Consider the following 17,545-nt stretch of genomic DNA (forward strand, 5'->3'; position numbering starts at 1 on the left):
TCACAGAATCACCGGCAGCCGGCGCGATAGGCGGATTTCCTCCGGCGAAAGCTCAACGCCATAGGCCAGCACCTCGACGCCCGCTGCCACCGCATCGCGCAACGCGACGGCATACAGCGGGTCGATCTCCTTCGCCGGGCGGACCGCCTCGATGCCCGACAGGTTCACGCAATACAGCTGCACCGCGCGTATGCCGTTACGCGCCAACGCCGCCAGCTCGCGCAAATGGCGCGCGCCGCGAGTGGTTACCGCATCGGGAAAGGCCGCCACCGCCGAATCACCAAAGCCGAGGGTGACGCTCTTGACCTCGACGAACGCTGGCCCCGTCGGATAATCCAGCCGGAAATCCACCCGACTGTTTTCAATGCCGTAGGCGACTTCCCGCTTCAACGCGGTGAAGCCCGCCAGCTCCTCGATCCAACCGGCCAGCAGCGCTTCCTCCACTAGGCGATTGGCGCGCGCAGTATTTACGCAGGCCAGCCGCCCCTGTGGCGTTTCCACTAGCTCCCAAGTGCCCGGCAGCTTGCGTTTCGGGTCGCTGTTGCGCTGGAACCAGACGCGCGCGCCTTCGCCCATGCAGTTGAGCATCGAGCCGGTGTTAGGGCAGTGGATGCACAGGTGCTCGCCAGCATCGGTGACGATATCGGCGAGAAAGCGCTTATAGCGCCGCATCAGCCGGCCCGTTTCCAGGGGCGTAGCGAAGCGCATCAGCCTTGCCAGCTCTGCAGGCCGCGGGCGATACGCTCGACAGCGGCCTCCAGCTGCGGCAGGTCCTGGGTATAGGCAAAGCGCACATGATGCCCGGCCTGATGCCGGCCGAAATCGAGACCCGGCGTGATCGCGACGAACTCGGTTTCCAGCATGTGCTGACAGAAGGCGAAGGCATCGCCGCCAAAAGCGCTGATATCGGCATATAGATAGAAAGCGCCTTCGGGCTCCACGGCGATGCCGAAACCCAGCTCACGCAGGGCTGGAAGCAAGAAATCGCGACGCCTGGCGAACTCGGCGCGGCGCGCTTCGAGGATTCCCAGCGTGGCCGGCTCGAAGCAGGCCAGCGCCGCATGCTGAGCCATGGTCGGCGCGCTGATGTAGAGGTTCTGCGCCAGCTTTTCCAGCTCCGGCACGGCCACCTCCGGCGCCACCAGCCAACCCAGGCGCCAGCCGGTCATGCCGAAATACTTGGAAAAGCTGTTGAGCACGAAGGCGCTGTCATCCACCTCCAGCACGCTGGCGGCGTCGGTGCCGTAGGTGAGGCCGTGGTAGATCTCGTCCACTACCAGATGCCCGCCCCGCGCCTTCAGCGCCGCAGATAGGCCCGCCAATTCGTCCCGGTTGAGCAGCGTTCCGGTGGGATTGGCCGGTGAGGCGACCAGGGCGCCAACGCTATCCTGGTCCCAATGGCGCTCGACCAGATCAGGCGTCAGCTGGTAGCGGACATCGGCACCCACCGGAACCAGTTGCGCGGCGCCTTCGACCAGGCGCAGGAAATGCCGATTGCAGGGGTAACCGGGGTCGGCCAGCAGCCAATGTTTACCCGGGTCGACCAGCAGGCTGCTGGCGAGCAACAGCGCACCCGATCCGCCGGGAGTAATCAGCACGCGTTCGGGGTCAATAGACAGTTGATAGCGCTGCTTGTAGAAACCGGCAATCGCCTCGCGCAGCTGTGGCAACCCTCGGGCAGCGGTATAACGCGTATGTCCGGCCGCCAGGGCAGCCTGCCCGGCCGCGACGATGGGCGCCGCAGTCGTGAAGTCCGGCTCGCCGATTTCCAGGTGGATGACATCACGGCCCAGCGCCTGCAACTCGTTGGCTCGCGCCAGCAATGCCATGACATGAAAGGGTTCGATTGCACGACTACGCGCGCTATATGACGAGGTCATCTGACCGTCCTGAAGAGTACAAAACGTGAATTCTACCGAAGGTCCCTCTGACACCGCAGCCACCGTGATACTCGGGAGTAGCGCACCCCGATACGATCTGGTAAGTTCGCCCGCTTGCAGCCGCAGGGCCGGCACGGGCCGGCAGAGGGATTTCATCATCCTGCGCAATGGACATAGCGAGAGGCGTTCATCCATGCCCATTACCAAAACAACACCCAACAACCAATTGATTCGCGCCTTCGTGCCCTACAAGGAATCCAAGGGTGAGGAGTACATGAGCGACGATATGCGCGCTCACTTCACCGGCATCCTCAACAAGTGGAAACAGGAGCTGATGGAGGAAGTCGATCGCACCGTGCACCACATGCAGGACGAAGCGGCCAACTTCCCCGACCCAGCCGACCGCGCCAGTCAGGAAGAAGAGTTCAGCCTCGAACTGCGCGCCCGCGATCGTGAGCGCAAGCTGATCAAGAAGATCGACGAGACGCTGCAGCTGATCGAAGACAACGAATACGGCTGGTGCGACTCTTGCGGCGTCGAGATCGGCATCCGCCGTCTGGAAGCCCGTCCTACTGCCACGCTGTGCATCGACTGCAAGACGCTGGCGGAGATCAAGGAAAAGCAGATCGGTTCCTGATCCCGAAACGGGGCGCTACGGCGCCCCGCTTCATTTCCACCTCGCGGTTCTTTGCAGTATCCCGCCTCGCTGATCCACCACCCGAGCCGGCCCCATGCCTTCTCCCCCGCCCTCGACGTCCAGCTACATTGGACGCTTCGCCCCGACACCCAGCGGCTACCTGCACTTCGGTTCGCTGATCGCCGCACTCGCTTCCTACCTCGATGCCCGTGCCATGGGTGGCCGCTGGCTGCTGCGCATGGAAGACCTCGATCCGCCTCGGGAAATGCCCGGCGCGCAGGACGCCATCGTGCAGGCGCTGGGAGCCTACGGTTTCGAGTGGGATGGCCCCATGCAGCGCCAGAGCGAGCGCCATGCGGTGTATGAAGAAGTGATCGAACGCCTGCTGCGCGAGGGCCTGGCCTACCCGTGCCTCTGTTCGCGCAAGCAGCTCGAGGCCTATCCAGGTCCCTATCCCGGCTTCTGCCGCGACGCACGCCAGCCTTTGGAAAACGCTGCGATCCGCCTGCGCGTGCCGAGTCTGCAATACCGCTTCACCGATCGCGTCCAGGGCGAATTCATTCAACATCTGAGCCGCGAGGTCGGCGACTTCGTCATCCGCCGCCGCGACGGCCTGATCGCCTATCAGCTAGCCGTGGTATTGGATGACGCCTGGCAAGGCGTGACCGACGTGGTACGCGGGGCCGACCTGCTCGATTCCACGCCGCGCCAGCTTTACCTGCAAGAACTGCTCGGCCTGCCGCAGCCACGCTATCTGCATGTGCCGCTGATCATCCAGCCGGACGGGCACAAACTGGGCAAACGCTACCGCTCATCGCCGCTGCAACCCGAGCAAGCCACCCCGCTGCTGCTTCGCGCATTGCGCGCCCTCGGCCAACCGGCCGCCCAGGAACTGAACGACGCGCTGCCCGGCGAAGTCCTCGCCTGGGCGGTCCCGCGCTGGGATGCTGACCTCATCCCGCGCACGCTGACGCTGGCCGAGGCGCAATTGGTCTAAAGCTGGAAGCTGGAAGCTGGAAGCTGGAAGCTGGAAGCTGGAAGCTGGAAGCTGGAAGCCAACGTGAGGGCTAAAGCCGGAACCCCGCAAGCTTTTTGCTCTTACTTCAAGCTTCCAGCTTCAGGCTTCCAGTCGCTTCCTTTACCATCCCCCCACTTCCGACACGAGTTCCAGCATGTACATCTACCGACTGGTGCTGCTCCTGGTGGTGGGGATCTATCTGTTCTCCCCCGCGATCATGGACTGGTGGATCGACCCCAACGGCGCCTGGTATCGGCCTTATCTGTTGTGGCTGATCCTCATCGTGGTGACCTTCATCCTTCAGAGCCAGCGCGATGCAGACGAGCTTTAGCCTCAGCCACCTGATTCTCATCAGCGTCGCCTACCTGCTGGTGCTGTTCGGGGTGGCCTGGGTCAGCGAGCGCGGGCTGATTCCACGCTGGGTGATCCGCCACCCTCTGACCTATACGTTGTCGCTGGGCGTCTATGCCAGCGCTTGGGCGTTCTACGGCACGGTCGGCCTGGCCTATCAGTACGGCTACGGATTTCTCGCCACCTATCTAGGTGTCTGCGGCGCCTTCTTGCTGGCGCCGGTGCTGCTCTATCCAATCCTGCGCATCACCCGCACCTATCAGCTGGCCTCGCTGGCGGACCTGTTCGCCTTCCGCTTTCGCAGCACCTGGGCCGGCGCGCTGACCACTATCGTCATGCTGGTCGGCATGCTGCCCCTGCTGGCCCTGCAGATTCAGGCGGTGGCCGATGCCATCGGTATCCTCACGCTCGAGCCGCTGCAGGAGCGCGTGGCGCTGGGTTACTGCGTGATGATCATGCTGTTCACCATTCTCTTCGGCGCTCGGCATATCGCGACGCGGGAGAAGCACGAGGGGCTGGTATTCGCCATTGCCTTTGAGTCGGTAGTCAAGCTGCTGGCCTTCGGCGCCATTGGCGTCTATGCCCTTTATGTCGTGTTCGGCGGCCCTCATCAGCTGGATATCTGGCTGCTGCAGAATCAGTCTGCATTGCAGGCGCTACACACACCGTTGCAGGAAGGCCCTTGGCGAACTCTGCTGCTGGTGTTCTTCGCCTCGGCCATCGTCATGCCGCATATGTACCACATGACGTTCACAGAGAACCTCAACCCGCGCGCGCTGGTCAGCGCCAGCTGGGGCCTGCCGTTGTATCTGTTGCTGATGAGTCTGGCCGTGCCGCTGATTCTCTGGGCTGGCCTCAAACTCGGCGTCAGCACCAACCCGGAATACTTCACCTTGGGCCTCGGCATCAGTGCGCAAAGCGAAATGCTGACGCTAGTGGCCTTCGTCGGCGGCCTTTCCGCATCCAGCGGGCTGATCATCGTCAGCACCCTGGCGCTGTCGGGTATGGCGCTCAACCATCTGGTGTTGCCGCTGTACCAGCCGCCTACCGAAGGCAACATCTATCGCTGGCTGAAATGGACCCGACGCAGCCTGATCCTGGCAATCATCATGGCCGGTTACGGCTTTTATCTCCTACTGGGCGCCGAGCAGGACCTGTCCAACCTGGGTATCGTCGCCTTCGTCGCCACGCTGCAATTCCTGCCGGGCGTGCTCTCGGTGCTCTACTGGCCGACCGCCAATCGCCGCGGCTATATCGTCGGGCTGCTGGCCGGCATCGCCGTCTGGGTACTGACCATGCTGCTGCCGCTGGTGGGCAATCTGGATGGCATCTACATCCCGCTATTCAATGTCGTCTACGTGCTCGACGACACCAGCTGGCACCTGGCTGCGATAGCCTCGCTGGCGGTCAACGTACTGGCCTTTTCGCTGTTCTCGATCTTCACCGAGACCAGCGCAGAAGAGCAGGCTGCGGCGGAAGCCTGCGCCGTCGAGAACGTTCGTCGCCCACAGCGACGCGAACTGGCGGCCGCTTCGCCACAGGAATTCGCTACCCAACTCGCCAAACCGCTAGGCGCCAAGACCGCACAGCGCGAGGTGGAGCAGGCGCTGAGAGATCTGCAACTGCCGTTCGATGAACACCGTCCTTACGCCTTACGCCGGCTGCGTGATCGTATCGAGGCGAACCTGTCCGGTCTGATGGGGCCGAGCGTTGCCCAGGATATCGTCGAGAATTTCCTCTCCTACAAGAACGGCTCGAGCGGCTACGTCACCGAAGACATTCACTTCATCGAAAGCCGCCTCGAGGACTATCACTCGCGCCTCACCGGTCTCGCCGCGGAGCTCGATGCGCTGCGCCGTTATCACCGCCAGACCCTGCAAGAACTGCCCATGGGCGTTTGCTCGCTGGCCAAGGACCAGGAAATCCTGATGTGGAACCGCGCGCTGGAAGAGCTCACCGATATCCCGGCACTGCAAGTGGTCGGCTCGCGCCTGTCGACCATCGCCGAACCCTGGCAGAGTTTGCTGATGGATTTCATCGGACAGAGCGACGAGCACCTGCATAAGCAACGGCTGCAGCTGGACGGCCACAGCCGCTGCCTGAATCTACACAAAGCCGCAATCGCCGAGCCACTGGCACCTGGCAACAGCGGCCTGGTCCTGCTGATCGAAGACCTCACCGAAACCCAGCAGCTGGAAGACCGCCTGGTGCACTCCGAACGGCTGGCCAGCATCGGGCGCCTGGCAGCCGGCGTCGCCCATGAAATCGGTAACCCGATCACCGGCATCGCTTGCCTGGCGCAGAATCTGCGTGAGGAGCGTGAAGCCGATCATGAGATCAGCGAAATCAGTAACCAGATCGTCGAGCAGACCAAGCGCGTCTCGCGCATCGTCCAATCGCTGATGAGCTTCGCTCATGCCGGCGGCAGGCAGCAGGATTTTTATCCGGTCAGCCTGGCGGAAGTGGCGCAGGATGCGATCGCCCTGCTGTCGCTCAATCGCCACGGAACCGAGGTGCGCTTTTTCAACCTGTGCGACCCGGAGCATCTGGCCGAAGGCGATCCTCAGCGCCTCGCTCAAGTACTGATCAATCTACTGTCCAATGCCCGCGATGCATCGGAGCCCGGCGACGCAATTCGGGTCCGCAGCGAGGTGTCCGAGCAGACCGTCTACCTCATCGTCGAAGACGAAGGCAGCGGTATTCCGCAATCGATTCTGGACCGTCTTTTCGAACCGTTCTTCACCACCAAGGACCCGGGCGAAGGCACTGGTCTGGGCCTCGCGCTGGTCTATTCGATCGTGGAAGAGCATTATGGGCAGATCAACATCGACAGTCCGGCAAATGCTGAAACCCAACGCGGAACTCGTTTCCGCATTACCCTGCCGCGATATGTCGGGACGAACGATACCGTTGATTGACGAGGCGATGGGCATTGTTCAGGCATAGCTGCCATGTACAACTCAGCGGGGAACCGGCCGAGTCGAGGCTTGCGAAAGTGGCCTCCAGCCCGGCGGCAGGCCCCGCCCCATCGCGACCGCTTGCACAGGCTGCGGAACAGGCTCCGCGACACGCCCTTTCCTACCGAGCTGCAGCCGCTTTCAGACCGTCGAGAGAGTACTGATGTCACATATTCTGATCGTCGAAGACGAAACCATCATCCGCTCCGCCTTGCGCCGACTCCTCGAACGCAACCAGTACGAAGTCAGCGAAGCCGGATCGGTGCAGGAAGCGCAGGAGCGCTACAGCATTCCGGGTTTCGACCTCATCGTCAGTGATCTGCGCCTGCCCGGCGCGCCCGGCACCGAGCTGATCAAGCTCGCCGAAGGCACTCCGGTGCTGATCATGACCAGCTACGCGAGCCTGCGCTCCGCAGTGGACTCGATGAAGATGGGCGCGGTGGACTACATCGCCAAGCCTTTCGATCACGACGAAATGCTGCAGACCGTGGCTCGCATTCTCCACGACCGACAGCAGGCAGCCACCGCTCCGGCTGCCGCCTCGCGCAGCGCCGCGGGCCCGGTAACAGATAGCGGCTCCGGTAACGGCGAGATCGGCATCATCGGCCGCTGCGGCCCGATGCAGGATCTGTTCAGCAAGATTCGCAAGGTCGCGCCAACCGATTCCAACGTGCTGATCCAAGGTGAATCGGGCACCGGCAAGGAGCTCGTTGCGCGCGCGCTGCACAATCTTTCCCGCCGCGCCAAGGCACCGATGATCTCGGTCAACTGCGCCGCCATTCCCGAAACCCTGATCGAATCCGAACTCTTCGGCCACGAGAAAGGGGCATTCACCGGCGCCAGTGCCGGTCGCGCCGGCCTGGTGGAAGCGGCCGATGGCGGCACGTTGTTTCTCGACGAAATCGGCGAGCTGCCGCTGGAAGCACAAGCGCGACTGTTACGCGTGTTACAGGAAGGCGAAATCCGGCGTGTCGGCTCTACCCAGTCGCAGAAGGTCGACGTGCGCCTGATCGCCGCGACCCACCGCGACCTGAAAACGCTGGCCAAGAACGGCCAGTTTCGCGAAGACCTTTATTACCGACTGCATGTCATCGCTTTGAAATTGCCGCCCCTGCGCGAGCGCGGCGCCGACGTCCTGGAAATCGCCAAGGCGTTTCTGGCGCGGCAGAGCGAGCGCATGGGTTCCGATGAGATGCACTTTTCCCGCGAGGCAGAGCAGGCGGTGCGGCACTACGCCTGGCCGGGTAACGTGCGTGAACTGGAGAACGCCATCGAGCGTGCCGCAATCCTCAGCGAGAGCGAAGAAATCAGCGCGGAGCTACTGGGCATCGACATCGAATTCGACAGTCTCGACGACGATTTCGATGAATCCTGTGCCCCGTTGGGTAGCGCCGTCTCGACCAACGAGCCGACCGAGGATCTTTCCCTGGAGGATTACTTCCAGCATTTCGTGCTCGAGCATCAGGATCACATGACCGAGACCGAACTTGCCCGCAAGCTGGGCATCAGCCGCAAGTGCCTGTGGGAGCGTCGCCAGCGTCTGGGAATCCCGCGGCGCAAGTCGAGCGCCACCGGGTAGCGGTTGTTACCCACCCCATCGAGACGTAACAGAAACCGGGTTCATCGGTAACGGGAACCCGGTTTTTTGTAGGCCGAAAAGACGATGAAAAAATCTAACTAACTGTTTTATAAGGATTTTCGAAAACTGGCACAGCAAATGCTTTATATCTGGCACAACAACAATAACAAGCAGACCCACAATAAGAACAAGACGTACCGGCTCTAGCAGAATAAATACAAGAAGGCGGAGGCGTAGCTAACTGATTCTTTTGGAGAGGAACTGCCAAATGGGGTTTTGCCCCACAACCAGGCTGAGAACAACAAAAACTGCATAAGCAGAGCCTGAACTGGTTGGATCATATGATCGATGGCAAGTCAGCGACCAAAGCAATCCGTTTGCTCTTTGCTCCCAATGTAGGAGCGATTCCTGGAAGCGATAGCTGAAAGGAACGGGTGATCAAACAAAAACAACACGCCCGAAATACTAATAACAACAAAGCACGCGACATCATTTAAAAGGGGAGCTTCGGCTCCCCTTAGTGCTTTCTGGCCCCGGCCGTTTTTGACACCTCCCCGCGCTTCGTTCACCATCCCGGCTCCCGGTGCTAGAATCCACGCTCGTTCGTGGCCATTCGCTTCGCCACTCAGTCCTTTCGCCACACAGTGCCTCCCATGCTGAAAAAGCTGTTCCAGTCTTTTCGTTTGCCCCTGCGCCGTTTGCCGCATCCCCGTCGCACACCCGAAATACTGTCCAGCCGGCAGCACTCGCTGCACCGCAATGATCTGAGCCGACATGCCGTCAGCGTCGTCGAGCGGCTTCAGCATGCCGGGTACGAGGCTTATGTCGTGGGCGGTTGTGTCCGCGATCTGCTGCTGGATCTGGACCCGAAGGATTACGACGTCGCCACCAGCGCCACGCCTGAGCAGGTACGCGCCGAATTTCGCAACGCTCGGGTCATTGGTCGACGTTTCAAGCTGGTCCATGTGCATTTCGGACGCGAGATCATCGAGGTCGCCACCTTCCGCGCCAATCATCCGGAAGAAGATGACGACGAGGCCAGCCACCTGGCTTCGCGTAACGAAAGCGGCCGTATCCTGCGCGACAACGTCTATGGCAGCCTGGAAGACGATGCCCAGCGCCGCGACTTCACGATCAACGCGCTGTATTACGACCCCTCGACCGAGCGCATCCTCGACCACACCCATGGGGTGAGCGACATCCGTAACCGGTTGATCCGCCTGATTGGCGACCCCGAGCAGCGTTATCAGGAAGATCCGGTGCGCATGCTGCGAGCGGTGCGCTTCGCCGCCAAACTGGACTTCGAGATCGAGCAGCACAGCGCCGAACCCATTGCCGATCTGGCGGACCTACTAAACGATGTGCCCTCAGCCCGCCTGTTCGACGAAATCATCAAGCTGTTCCTCAGCGGCAAGGCCGAGCGCACCTTCGACTTGCTGCTAGAGCATGACCTTTTCGCGCCGCTATTCCCGGCCAGCGCCGAGGCGCTGGAAGACAATCCCGAGTACACCGACACGCTGATCCGCAATGCGCTGGCCAATACCGATCAGCGCATTGCCCAGGGCAAGCCCGTCACTCCCGCGTTCCTGTTCGCCGCCCTGCTCTGGCCGGCGCTGCCGGCGCGCGTCGCCGAAGCGCAGGCCAGAGGATTGCCGCCCATACCGGCGATGCAGGATGCCGCGCATGAGCTGATCTGGGAACAGTGCCAGCGCACCGCTATACCCAAACGTTTCACCATGCCGATGCGGGAAATCTGGGACATGCAGGAGCGTCTGCCGCGCCGCCAGGGACGTCGCGCCGATCAGCTGCTGGACAATCCGCGCTTTCGTGCGGGCTACGATTTCCTCCTGCTGCGCGAGAGTGCCGGCGAGCAGACCGACGGCTTGGGCGAATGGTGGACCGACTACCAGGAGGCCAGCGACAGCGAACGTCGCAACATGATTCGCGGCCTCAGCAGCAAGGACAACGCCAGCGGAGCGCCGCGCAAACGCCGCCGTAGCGGCAGTCGACGCAAGCGCGGCCCGAACGAAAGCGCACCGACCTCCGACGAATAATGGAACGGGTTTATATCGGTCTGGGCAGCAATCTGGCCGAACCACGCGAACAATTACGCGGTGCGCTCAGGGCACTGGCGGCCGTCCCCTCTTCTCGGCTCGTTGCGGTGTCTTCGCTATACGCCAGCGACCCGCTCGGCCCACCGGATCAGCCGCGCTACAACAATGCCGTCGCCGCGCTCGAAACCTCGCAGGCCCCGCTGGAGCTGCTCGACGCGCTGCAAGCCATCGAAAGGGCCCACGGCCGCGAGCGCAAGGCCGAACGCTGGGGACCGCGAACGCTGGACCTCGATATCCTGCTGTTCGGCGATCGACTGCTCGACGAGCCGCGCCTGACCGTCCCGCACTATCATCTGCACGCCAGGGCCTTCGTGCTCTATCCGCTCGCCGAAATCGCGCCGCAGCATCTGCAGCTTCCAGATGGACGCAGCCTGGCCGATCTGCTGGCGGCCTGCCCATTCGAAGGCCTCGAACGTCTCGACGAACCGCTGTAACCCACCGGTAACAGGTGTAACGTGCGGGTAACACTCACGATTGACTTAGCTCGCCGCCATCAGGACTATAAGCGCCCTCTGCCGGCACGCATCGAATTGGTAATCCTGCCCATCGGTGACGCTCCGACTACCGTGATCCCTCAGAGGCTCTAGGAGGACGGCATTCATGCCAGACGTAACCCTGACCACCCTGCAAGGCCTCAAGCAGAAAGGCGAGAAGATCGTCATGCTCACCTGCTATGACGCCACCTTCGCCAAGACCGCCTGCGAAGCGGGTGTCGAGATGCTGTTGATCGGAGATTCGCTGGGCATGGTCCTGCAAGGTCACGACAGCACCTTGCCGGTGTCCGTTGAAGAGATGGCCTACCACACCGCCTGTGTCAAACGTGGCAACCGCGGTGCGATGATCGTCGCCGATCTGCCGTTCATGGCCAACGCCACCATCGAGCAGACCCTGGACAACTCGGCAACGCTAATGCGGGCCGGCGCGCACATGATCAAGGTCGAGGGCGCGGCATGGCTGGCCGAATCTATTCGCCTGCTGACCGAGCGCGGCATTCCGGTCTGCGCTCACATGGGCCTCACGCCGCAGACAGTCAACGTACTGGGCGGCTATAAGGTGCAAGGCCGCCAAGAAGCCCAGGCGCTGCAAATGATCGCTGACGCCAAGGCGCTCGAAGCGGCGGGCGCGGCGATGCTGTTGCTCGAGTGCGTACCCAGCGAGTTGGCCACCCGCATCACCCAAGCGGTGACGGTGCCAGTGATTGGCATCGGTGCCGGCAGCGCCACCGACGGCCAGGTGCTGGTACTGCACGACATGCTCGGGCTGTCTCTCAGTGGACGCGCACCGAAGTTCGTCAGGAACTTCATGAAGGAGCACGGCGATATCCCGGCAGCCATCGGCGCCTATGTACGTGCAGTGAAGGCCGTCGAATTCCCCGCAGCCGAACATGGATTTTCCGCATGAACGTGGTCAGAACCGTCGCCGACCTGCGCGCCGCGGTGACCCGCGCGCGTGGCGAGGGCAAGCGCATTGGCTTCGTGCCGACCATGGGCAACCTGCACGCCGGCCACATCGCGCTGGTTAAAAAAGCCGGCCAACGCGCGGACTTCGTGGTGGCCAGCATCTTCGTCAACCCGTTGCAGTTCGGCCCGAACGAAGATCTAGCCAGTTATCCGCGCACACTCGCGGCGGACCAGGAAAAGCTCTTCGAAGCGGGCTGCCATCTACTGTTCGCGCCCAGTGTCGAGGAGATGTATCCCCACGGCCAGGCCATGCAAACCATTGTCCGTGTGCCGGGTGTATCCGAAGGGCTCTGTGGCGGCAGCCGGCCCGGCCATTTCGATGGTGTCTCGACCGTCGTCAGCAAGCTGTTCAACATGGTGCTGCCCGATCTTGCCGTGTTCGGCCAGAAGGACTTCCAGCAGTTGGCGGTGATCCGCACCATGGTTCGCGACCTGAACATGCCCGTGCAGATCATTGGCGAGCCGACCATGCGTGCCGAAGATGGCTTGGCATTGTCCTCGCGCAACGGCTACCTCAACACCGAGGAACGCGCCATCGCTCCAGCCCTGTATCGCACGCTGATCCAGCTGGCAGACGCGATTCGCAACGGGGATCGCGACTACCCGACGCTACTGGCCGAGGGGCAACAGGCACTGCAGGCAGCCGGCTTACGTCCCGATTATCTGGAAATTCGCAACGCGACGGATCTGCAGCCAGCGACAGCCGATACACATGAGCTGGTCATCCTCGCAGCGGCGTTCCTCGGCAAGACCCGCCTGATCGACAACCTGCTGGTCGATATCAAATCCGCACCGGTATAACCGCCGACCATCGGCACCGCCCTGCCCGTTCCCCGGTCTTGATCACATTTGTGGGTTCGGGCACACTCTGCGCCGCTTGCGCACCCGGAGGAACCCGCCATGCACGCCATCATGCTCAAGGCTAAATTGCACCGCGCCCAGGTGACCCACTCGGTGCTGGATTACGAAGGCTCCTGCGCCATCGACGGCGACTGGCTGGACCTGGCCGGCATTCGTGAATACGAGCAGATCCAGATCTACAACGTCGATAACGGCGAGCGCTTCACCACTTACGCCATCCGTGGCGAAGAAGGTTCGAAGATCATCTCCGTCAACGGCGCAGCCGCGCACAAGGCCGGCGTCGGTCATCGCCTGATCATTTGTGCCTACGCCCATTACAGCGAAGCAGAGCTGGCCAGCTTCAAGCCACACGTCCTTTACATGGGCGCAGATGGCGAACTCAGCCACACCAGCAACGCCATTCCGGTCCAGGTTGCCTGACTGCGAATGAGCCACCCGAAAGCCCGCACGCCATTTGCGCTGCGGGCTTTTTTGTGCCCCGAGGCTTTCCCCTGACGAGCTAATCTGTAATGGTCGTCGGGGGCTATGGCGGGTATCGGCACCAGGCGCGGCGAGCATTCGGAACGCCGGGCGTTTTTCCCAGTCAGACAGTCTCGGCAGCGCAGGATGCGCCACCCTCGCTTCATTGAACCGGAGCGGTACGCGCCCGATGCATTCAGGATGAGTGCCAGCGTGTCAGCATGATCGAATGACTGTCCGACCGCAGCTCCAGGGCTACGCCTGGGGTAGAGCAGAATCGAGACAGTCCGCCAAAGCAAAGGAAGCCGCACTACCATGAGCTATTACGAGCACCCTCTCGATGCCACCGGCCTGTCGTCCTGGAAGGCCTTGGAAGAACACCGCCTTGCCATGCAGAACTTCAGCATGCGCGACGCATTCAAGGCCGACCCGACACGCTTCGATGACCTGTCGGTTTCCTGCTGCGGCCTGTTTCTCGACTACTCGAAGAACCTGATCACGCCCGAGACGCGCACCCTTCTGGTGAACCTGGCCCGCGAGGCAGGCGTCGAGCAGGCCGCTCGCGCCATGTTCGAAGGTGAGCGGATCAACGCCTCTGAGAATCGCCCGGTCCTGCACACCGCCTTGCGCCGCCCGATGGGTGATTCGGTGATGGTCGACGGGCAGAACATCATGCGCGATGTGCACGCCGCACTGGCGCAGATGACTGACATCGTCACCCGCATTCACAACAATCTCTGGCGCGGCTTTAGCGACAAGACCATCACCGACGTGGTGAACATTGGCATCGGTGGCTCGTTCCTCGGTCCGCAGCTGGTCTCCGAGGCACTGCTGCCCTTCACTCAGCATGGCGTGCGCACACATTACCTGGCGAACATCGACGGCAGCGAATTCCGCGAAGTGACCGCCAAGCTGAACGTGGAAACCACACTATTCATCATCTCCAGCAAGACCTTCGGCACGCTCGAGACACTGAAGAACGCTCAGGCCGCACGTACCTGGTATCTCGGCAAGGGCGGCACCGAGGAGAAGCTCTACCGCCACTTCATCGCGGTGACCAGCAACAAAAAGGCCGCCGTTGAGTTCGGCATCCGCGAAAAGAACATCTTCCCGATGTGGGACTGGGTCGGTGGTCGCTATTCACTGTGGTCAGCCATCGGCCTGCCGATCGCACTGGCCATCGGCATGTCCAACTTCAAGGATCTGCTGTCCGGCGCTTACAGCATGGATAGTCATTTCCTCAGCGAACCCTTCGAAAGCAACATGCCGGTGTTGCTGGCGATGCTCGGCGTCTGGTACCACAACTTCTGGGGCGCGCAGAGCTACGCCTTCCTGCCGTACGACCATTACCTGCGCAACTTCGTCAAACACCTGCAGCAGATGGACATGGAGTCCAACGGCAAGAGCGTGCGCCAGGACGGTACGCCGGTCTCCTGCGGCACCGGCCCGGTGATCTGGGGTGGCGTCGGCGCTAACGGCCAGCACGCCTATCATCAGCTGCTGCACCAGGGCACCCCGCTGATTCCGGCCGACTTCATCGTGCCCGTGGTCAGCCACAACCCGGTGGCCGACCACCATGAATGGCTTTACGCCAATTGCCTGTCGCAGAGCCAGGCGCTGATGCGCGGCAAGACCCGCGAGGAAGCCGAAGCCGAGCTGCGGGCCAAGGGGCTTGGCGAAGCCGAGATCGAGCGTCTGGCGCCGCACAAAGTGATTCCAGGCAATCGCCCGAGCAATACCGTGGTGATGGAGACCATCAGCCCCGGCCGCCTCGGCGCGCTGATTGCGCTCTACGAGCATAAGGTGTTCGTACAAGGCGTGATTTGGGGGATCAATTCTTTCGACCAGTGGGGCGTGGAGCTGGGCAAGGATCTGGGCAAGGCCGTGTACGGTCAGATGACCAGCTTCGACGCACCGCCAGCCGAAGACGCCTCGACCCAGGGCCTGATCGATTTCTTCCGCGGTCGCCATCGCGGCTGAGCCTACGTTGCAACCGGGCGGCAAACGCTGTCCGGTTGAATCCCGCTTTCTCCTTCAATCGGTAACGGCACCCATCGGGTAACATTCCTGCTTTCTAATCGTTGCAGAAACGCCGGTCATGGAATTCATTCGTCGTCGCGTCGAATCACAGGTGCTCAGCCTCACCGGCCTGGCCATTGGCGGCGTCGACTATGAACAGCCGCCGGGCGACCCAGGCTTGTTCGGCCCGGATTCGGTCTGCTGGCGGGTCCATGGTGACTTCACTTCGATGCTGATCGGCGGTATTTCCGCGTTGCTGCTGCAAGCCTTGCATCCGCTGGCGCTGGCCGGCGTCTGGGATCATTCGAACTTCCGTGAGGACCTGCTAGGCCGTTTGCGGCGTACCGGGCAATTCATATCGGCGACAACCTTCGGCAGCCAGGCGGATGCACAGCGGCTGATCGAGCGGGTCCGCTCGATCCATCTGCAGGTCACGGGCCATGCAGCCGATGGCCGCCCCTACGCCGCCTACGATCCCGAACTGCTGACCTGGGTGCACGTGGCCGAAGTCAGCAGTTTTCTCAAGGCGCACCTGCGCTATCTCAACCCGTCCCTGTCTGGCGAGGATCAGGACCGCTATTACGCCGAGGTCGCACGGATCGCCGAAGCGCTTGGTGCATACCAGGTGCCGCGCTCGAGAAAGCAGGTTGCGGAGTATCTGCAAGAAGTACGGCCACAGCTGCATTGCGACGAGCGCTCGAGGGAGATTCTCCGCGTGCTGTTCGACGCACCGGCACCCAGCGCGCTGGCCCGGCCATTCGGCGCCCTGATGATGCAGGCGGGAATCGAGCTGCTGCCGGACTGGGCGAGCGCCATGCTCGAACTGCAGCAGAGCCCGGCTCAGCGCCAGCTGATACGGTTCGGCGTCAGACGCACCGCCCCTGTGCTGCGCTGGGCCGTGCGCAACGGTTCGGCCCACAGGGCGCACCGGCGCATAGGACTGTCCAGCCGCTAGCAGGCCAATGAAAGCGTAGGCGAGGCAGGCAAGGCGCAACGGCCAACGGCCAACGGGTCGAAAGGCGAGCGCAGCGAGCCAAAGGCCGAGGGAGCGGACCGGGCTCACAAACCGGGTTGTTTTTTACGCGGTGTTACCAACACAGATAGCTCAACGGGCTGCCAAGCACCGCCGGCCTAGCGCCGACATTTCCGTTAAACTGCGCGTCCCTCTCTCCCGAGTCGCCGCGCATGCCTTCTCTCGAACAGGCGCTGCGCGCCGCCTTCCGCCATCGCGAAGCTCTACTCGACCAACTGCACGATCAGGCCACCGACTGTTACCGACTCTTCCACGGTAGCCAGGAAGGCGCGCCCGGCCTGACGATCGACCGTTATGGCCCGCAACTGCTGGTGCAAAGTTTCCATCAGCCGCTCGAATGCGACGAGCTATTGGCCTTGCATGAGCAGCTTTGTACCAGCCTCGGCGAAAACCTCTCGCTGGTCTACAACGACCGCTCCCAGGGGAACTCACGTATCGACCGCAGCGACTCGGTCTATCGCGCCGAACCGGCAGCGCTGGAGGATCAGATCGGTCGCGAATGGGGCCTGAACTACCGGGTCCGTGCACGGCACAGCGGGCAGGATCCGCTGCTGTTTCTCGATCTGCGTAACGCACGCGGCTGGGTCAAGGCCAACAGCGCCGGCAAGTCGGTGCTCAACCTGTTCGCTTACACCTGTGGCGTCGGCCTCTGCGCGGCTGCCGGCGGTGCGCGTGAGGTGTGCAATCTGGACTTCGCCGAAAGCAACCTCGCGGTCGGACGGGAGAACGGCGCGCTCAATCCCGAACTGGCGCCGATGCGGTTCATCCAGTCGGATTATTTTCCGGCGATCCGTCAGCTGGCGGGCTTGCCGGTCCCACAGCGCCGTGGGCGAGCACTGCCCGACTATCCACACCTCGTACCGCAACAGTTCGACCTGGTCTTGCTCGATCCGCCAGCCTGGTCGAAAAGCGCATTCGGCACCGTCGACCTGCTGCGCGATTATCAGAGCCTGCTCAAGCCTGCACTGCTCACCACCGCTGAAAATGGCGTGCTGGTCTGCTGCAACAACCTGGCGAAGGTCGACCTCGACGACTGGCGCGAGCAGGTTCTGCGGTGCGCAACGAAGGCCGGACGGTCGGTACGCGATTGCCAGGTATTGTCGCCGGCGCTGGACTTCCCTTCCGCCGACGGGCGACCGCCATTGAAGATTCTCACGCTGCAATTGTGAAGCGGTAC

General features: G+C 62.3%; 15 protein-coding genes. 13 read left to right on the forward strand and 2 right to left on the reverse strand.

All coding sequences use genetic code 11. From position 1 onward, the window contains the following. Positions 1 to 708 carry a DNA/RNA nuclease SfsA gene (sfsA, locus tag NA645_RS15600; RefSeq protein WP_256049678.1) on the reverse strand — a complete coding sequence of 236 codons (708 nt, stop codon included), beginning with the start codon at positions 706 to 708 and terminating at the stop codon, positions 1 to 3. Continuing rightward, a complete protein-coding gene (locus NA645_RS15605; protein ID WP_256049679.1) occupies positions 708 to 1,880 on the reverse strand; it encodes a pyridoxal phosphate-dependent aminotransferase in 1,173 nt (390 codons plus the stop codon). The genes sfsA and NA645_RS15605 overlap by 1 nt, the downstream gene beginning before the upstream one ends. Positions 1,881 to 2,073: 193 nt before the next feature. Here NA645_RS15605 and dksA point away from each other — a divergent pair, with 193 nt between their 5' ends. The 13 genes from dksA (at position 2,074) to NA645_RS15670 (ending at position 17,537) form a co-directional block, all read left to right on the forward strand. Beyond that, positions 2,074 to 2,517, forward strand: a complete 444-nt coding sequence (dksA, locus tag NA645_RS15610) for an RNA polymerase-binding protein DksA (protein WP_131650762.1) — start codon at positions 2,074 to 2,076, stop codon at positions 2,515 to 2,517. A gap of 94 nt (positions 2,518 to 2,611) precedes the next feature. Then, entirely contained in the window at positions 2,612 to 3,514 is a 903-nt protein-coding gene (gluQRS, locus tag NA645_RS15615; protein ID WP_256049680.1) for a tRNA glutamyl-Q(34) synthetase GluQRS, read from the forward strand. 175 nt (positions 3,515 to 3,689) lie between these two features. Then, entirely contained in the window at positions 3,690 to 3,866 is a 177-nt protein-coding gene (locus NA645_RS15620; protein ID WP_003095129.1) for a hypothetical protein, read from the forward strand. Next, a complete protein-coding gene (locus tag NA645_RS15625; protein ID WP_256049681.1) occupies positions 3,850 to 6,804 on the forward strand; it encodes a sensor histidine kinase in 2,955 nt (984 codons plus the stop codon). Before NA645_RS15620 ends, NA645_RS15625 begins: the two co-directional genes overlap by 17 nt. A 202-nt stretch (positions 6,805 to 7,006) precedes the next feature. After that, positions 7,007 to 8,422, forward strand: coding sequence for a sigma-54-dependent transcriptional regulator (locus NA645_RS15630; RefSeq protein ID WP_256049682.1), 1,416 nt, complete (start codon positions 7,007 to 7,009; stop codon positions 8,420 to 8,422). 653 nt (positions 8,423 to 9,075) lie between these two features. After that, a complete protein-coding gene (locus tag NA645_RS15635) occupies positions 9,076 to 10,476 on the forward strand; it encodes a polynucleotide adenylyltransferase PcnB (RefSeq protein WP_256049683.1) in 1,401 nt (466 codons plus the stop codon). Beyond that, positions 10,476 to 10,970, forward strand: a complete 495-nt coding sequence (folK, locus tag NA645_RS15640; protein ID WP_256049684.1) for a 2-amino-4-hydroxy-6-hydroxymethyldihydropteridine diphosphokinase — start codon at positions 10,476 to 10,478, stop codon at positions 10,968 to 10,970. The genes NA645_RS15635 and folK overlap by 1 nt, the downstream gene beginning before the upstream one ends. 166 nt (positions 10,971 to 11,136) lie before the next feature. After that, complete coding sequence (gene panB / locus NA645_RS15645) at positions 11,137 to 11,937, forward strand: 3-methyl-2-oxobutanoate hydroxymethyltransferase (protein ID WP_256049685.1); 801 nt, start codon at positions 11,137 to 11,139, stop codon at positions 11,935 to 11,937. Further along, positions 11,934 to 12,797, forward strand: a complete 864-nt coding sequence (gene panC / locus NA645_RS15650) for a pantoate--beta-alanine ligase (RefSeq protein WP_256049686.1) — start codon at positions 11,934 to 11,936, stop codon at positions 12,795 to 12,797. The genes panB and panC overlap by 4 nt, the downstream gene beginning before the upstream one ends. A 99-nt stretch (positions 12,798 to 12,896) precedes the next feature. Continuing rightward, on the forward strand, positions 12,897 to 13,277 hold the full coding sequence (panD, locus tag NA645_RS15655; protein WP_003298244.1) for an aspartate 1-decarboxylase: 381 nt from the start codon (positions 12,897 to 12,899) through the stop codon (positions 13,275 to 13,277). Between the two features lie 354 nt (positions 13,278 to 13,631). Next, entirely contained in the window at positions 13,632 to 15,296 is a 1,665-nt protein-coding gene (gene pgi / locus NA645_RS15660) for a glucose-6-phosphate isomerase (protein WP_181100316.1), read from the forward strand. Positions 15,297 to 15,414: 118 nt separating this feature from the next. Next, positions 15,415 to 16,290, forward strand: coding sequence for an oxygenase MpaB family protein (locus NA645_RS15665; protein WP_256049687.1), 876 nt, complete (start codon positions 15,415 to 15,417; stop codon positions 16,288 to 16,290). Positions 16,291 to 16,520: 230 nt separating this feature from the next. Next, positions 16,521 to 17,537, forward strand: coding sequence for a class I SAM-dependent rRNA methyltransferase (locus NA645_RS15670; RefSeq protein WP_256049688.1), 1,017 nt, complete (start codon positions 16,521 to 16,523; stop codon positions 17,535 to 17,537). Positions 17,538 to 17,545 lie beyond the last annotated feature (8 nt).

It is taken from the genome of Stutzerimonas stutzeri (assembly GCF_024448955.1).
GTDB lineage: Bacteria > Pseudomonadota > Gammaproteobacteria > Pseudomonadales > Pseudomonadaceae > Stutzerimonas > Stutzerimonas stutzeri_AQ.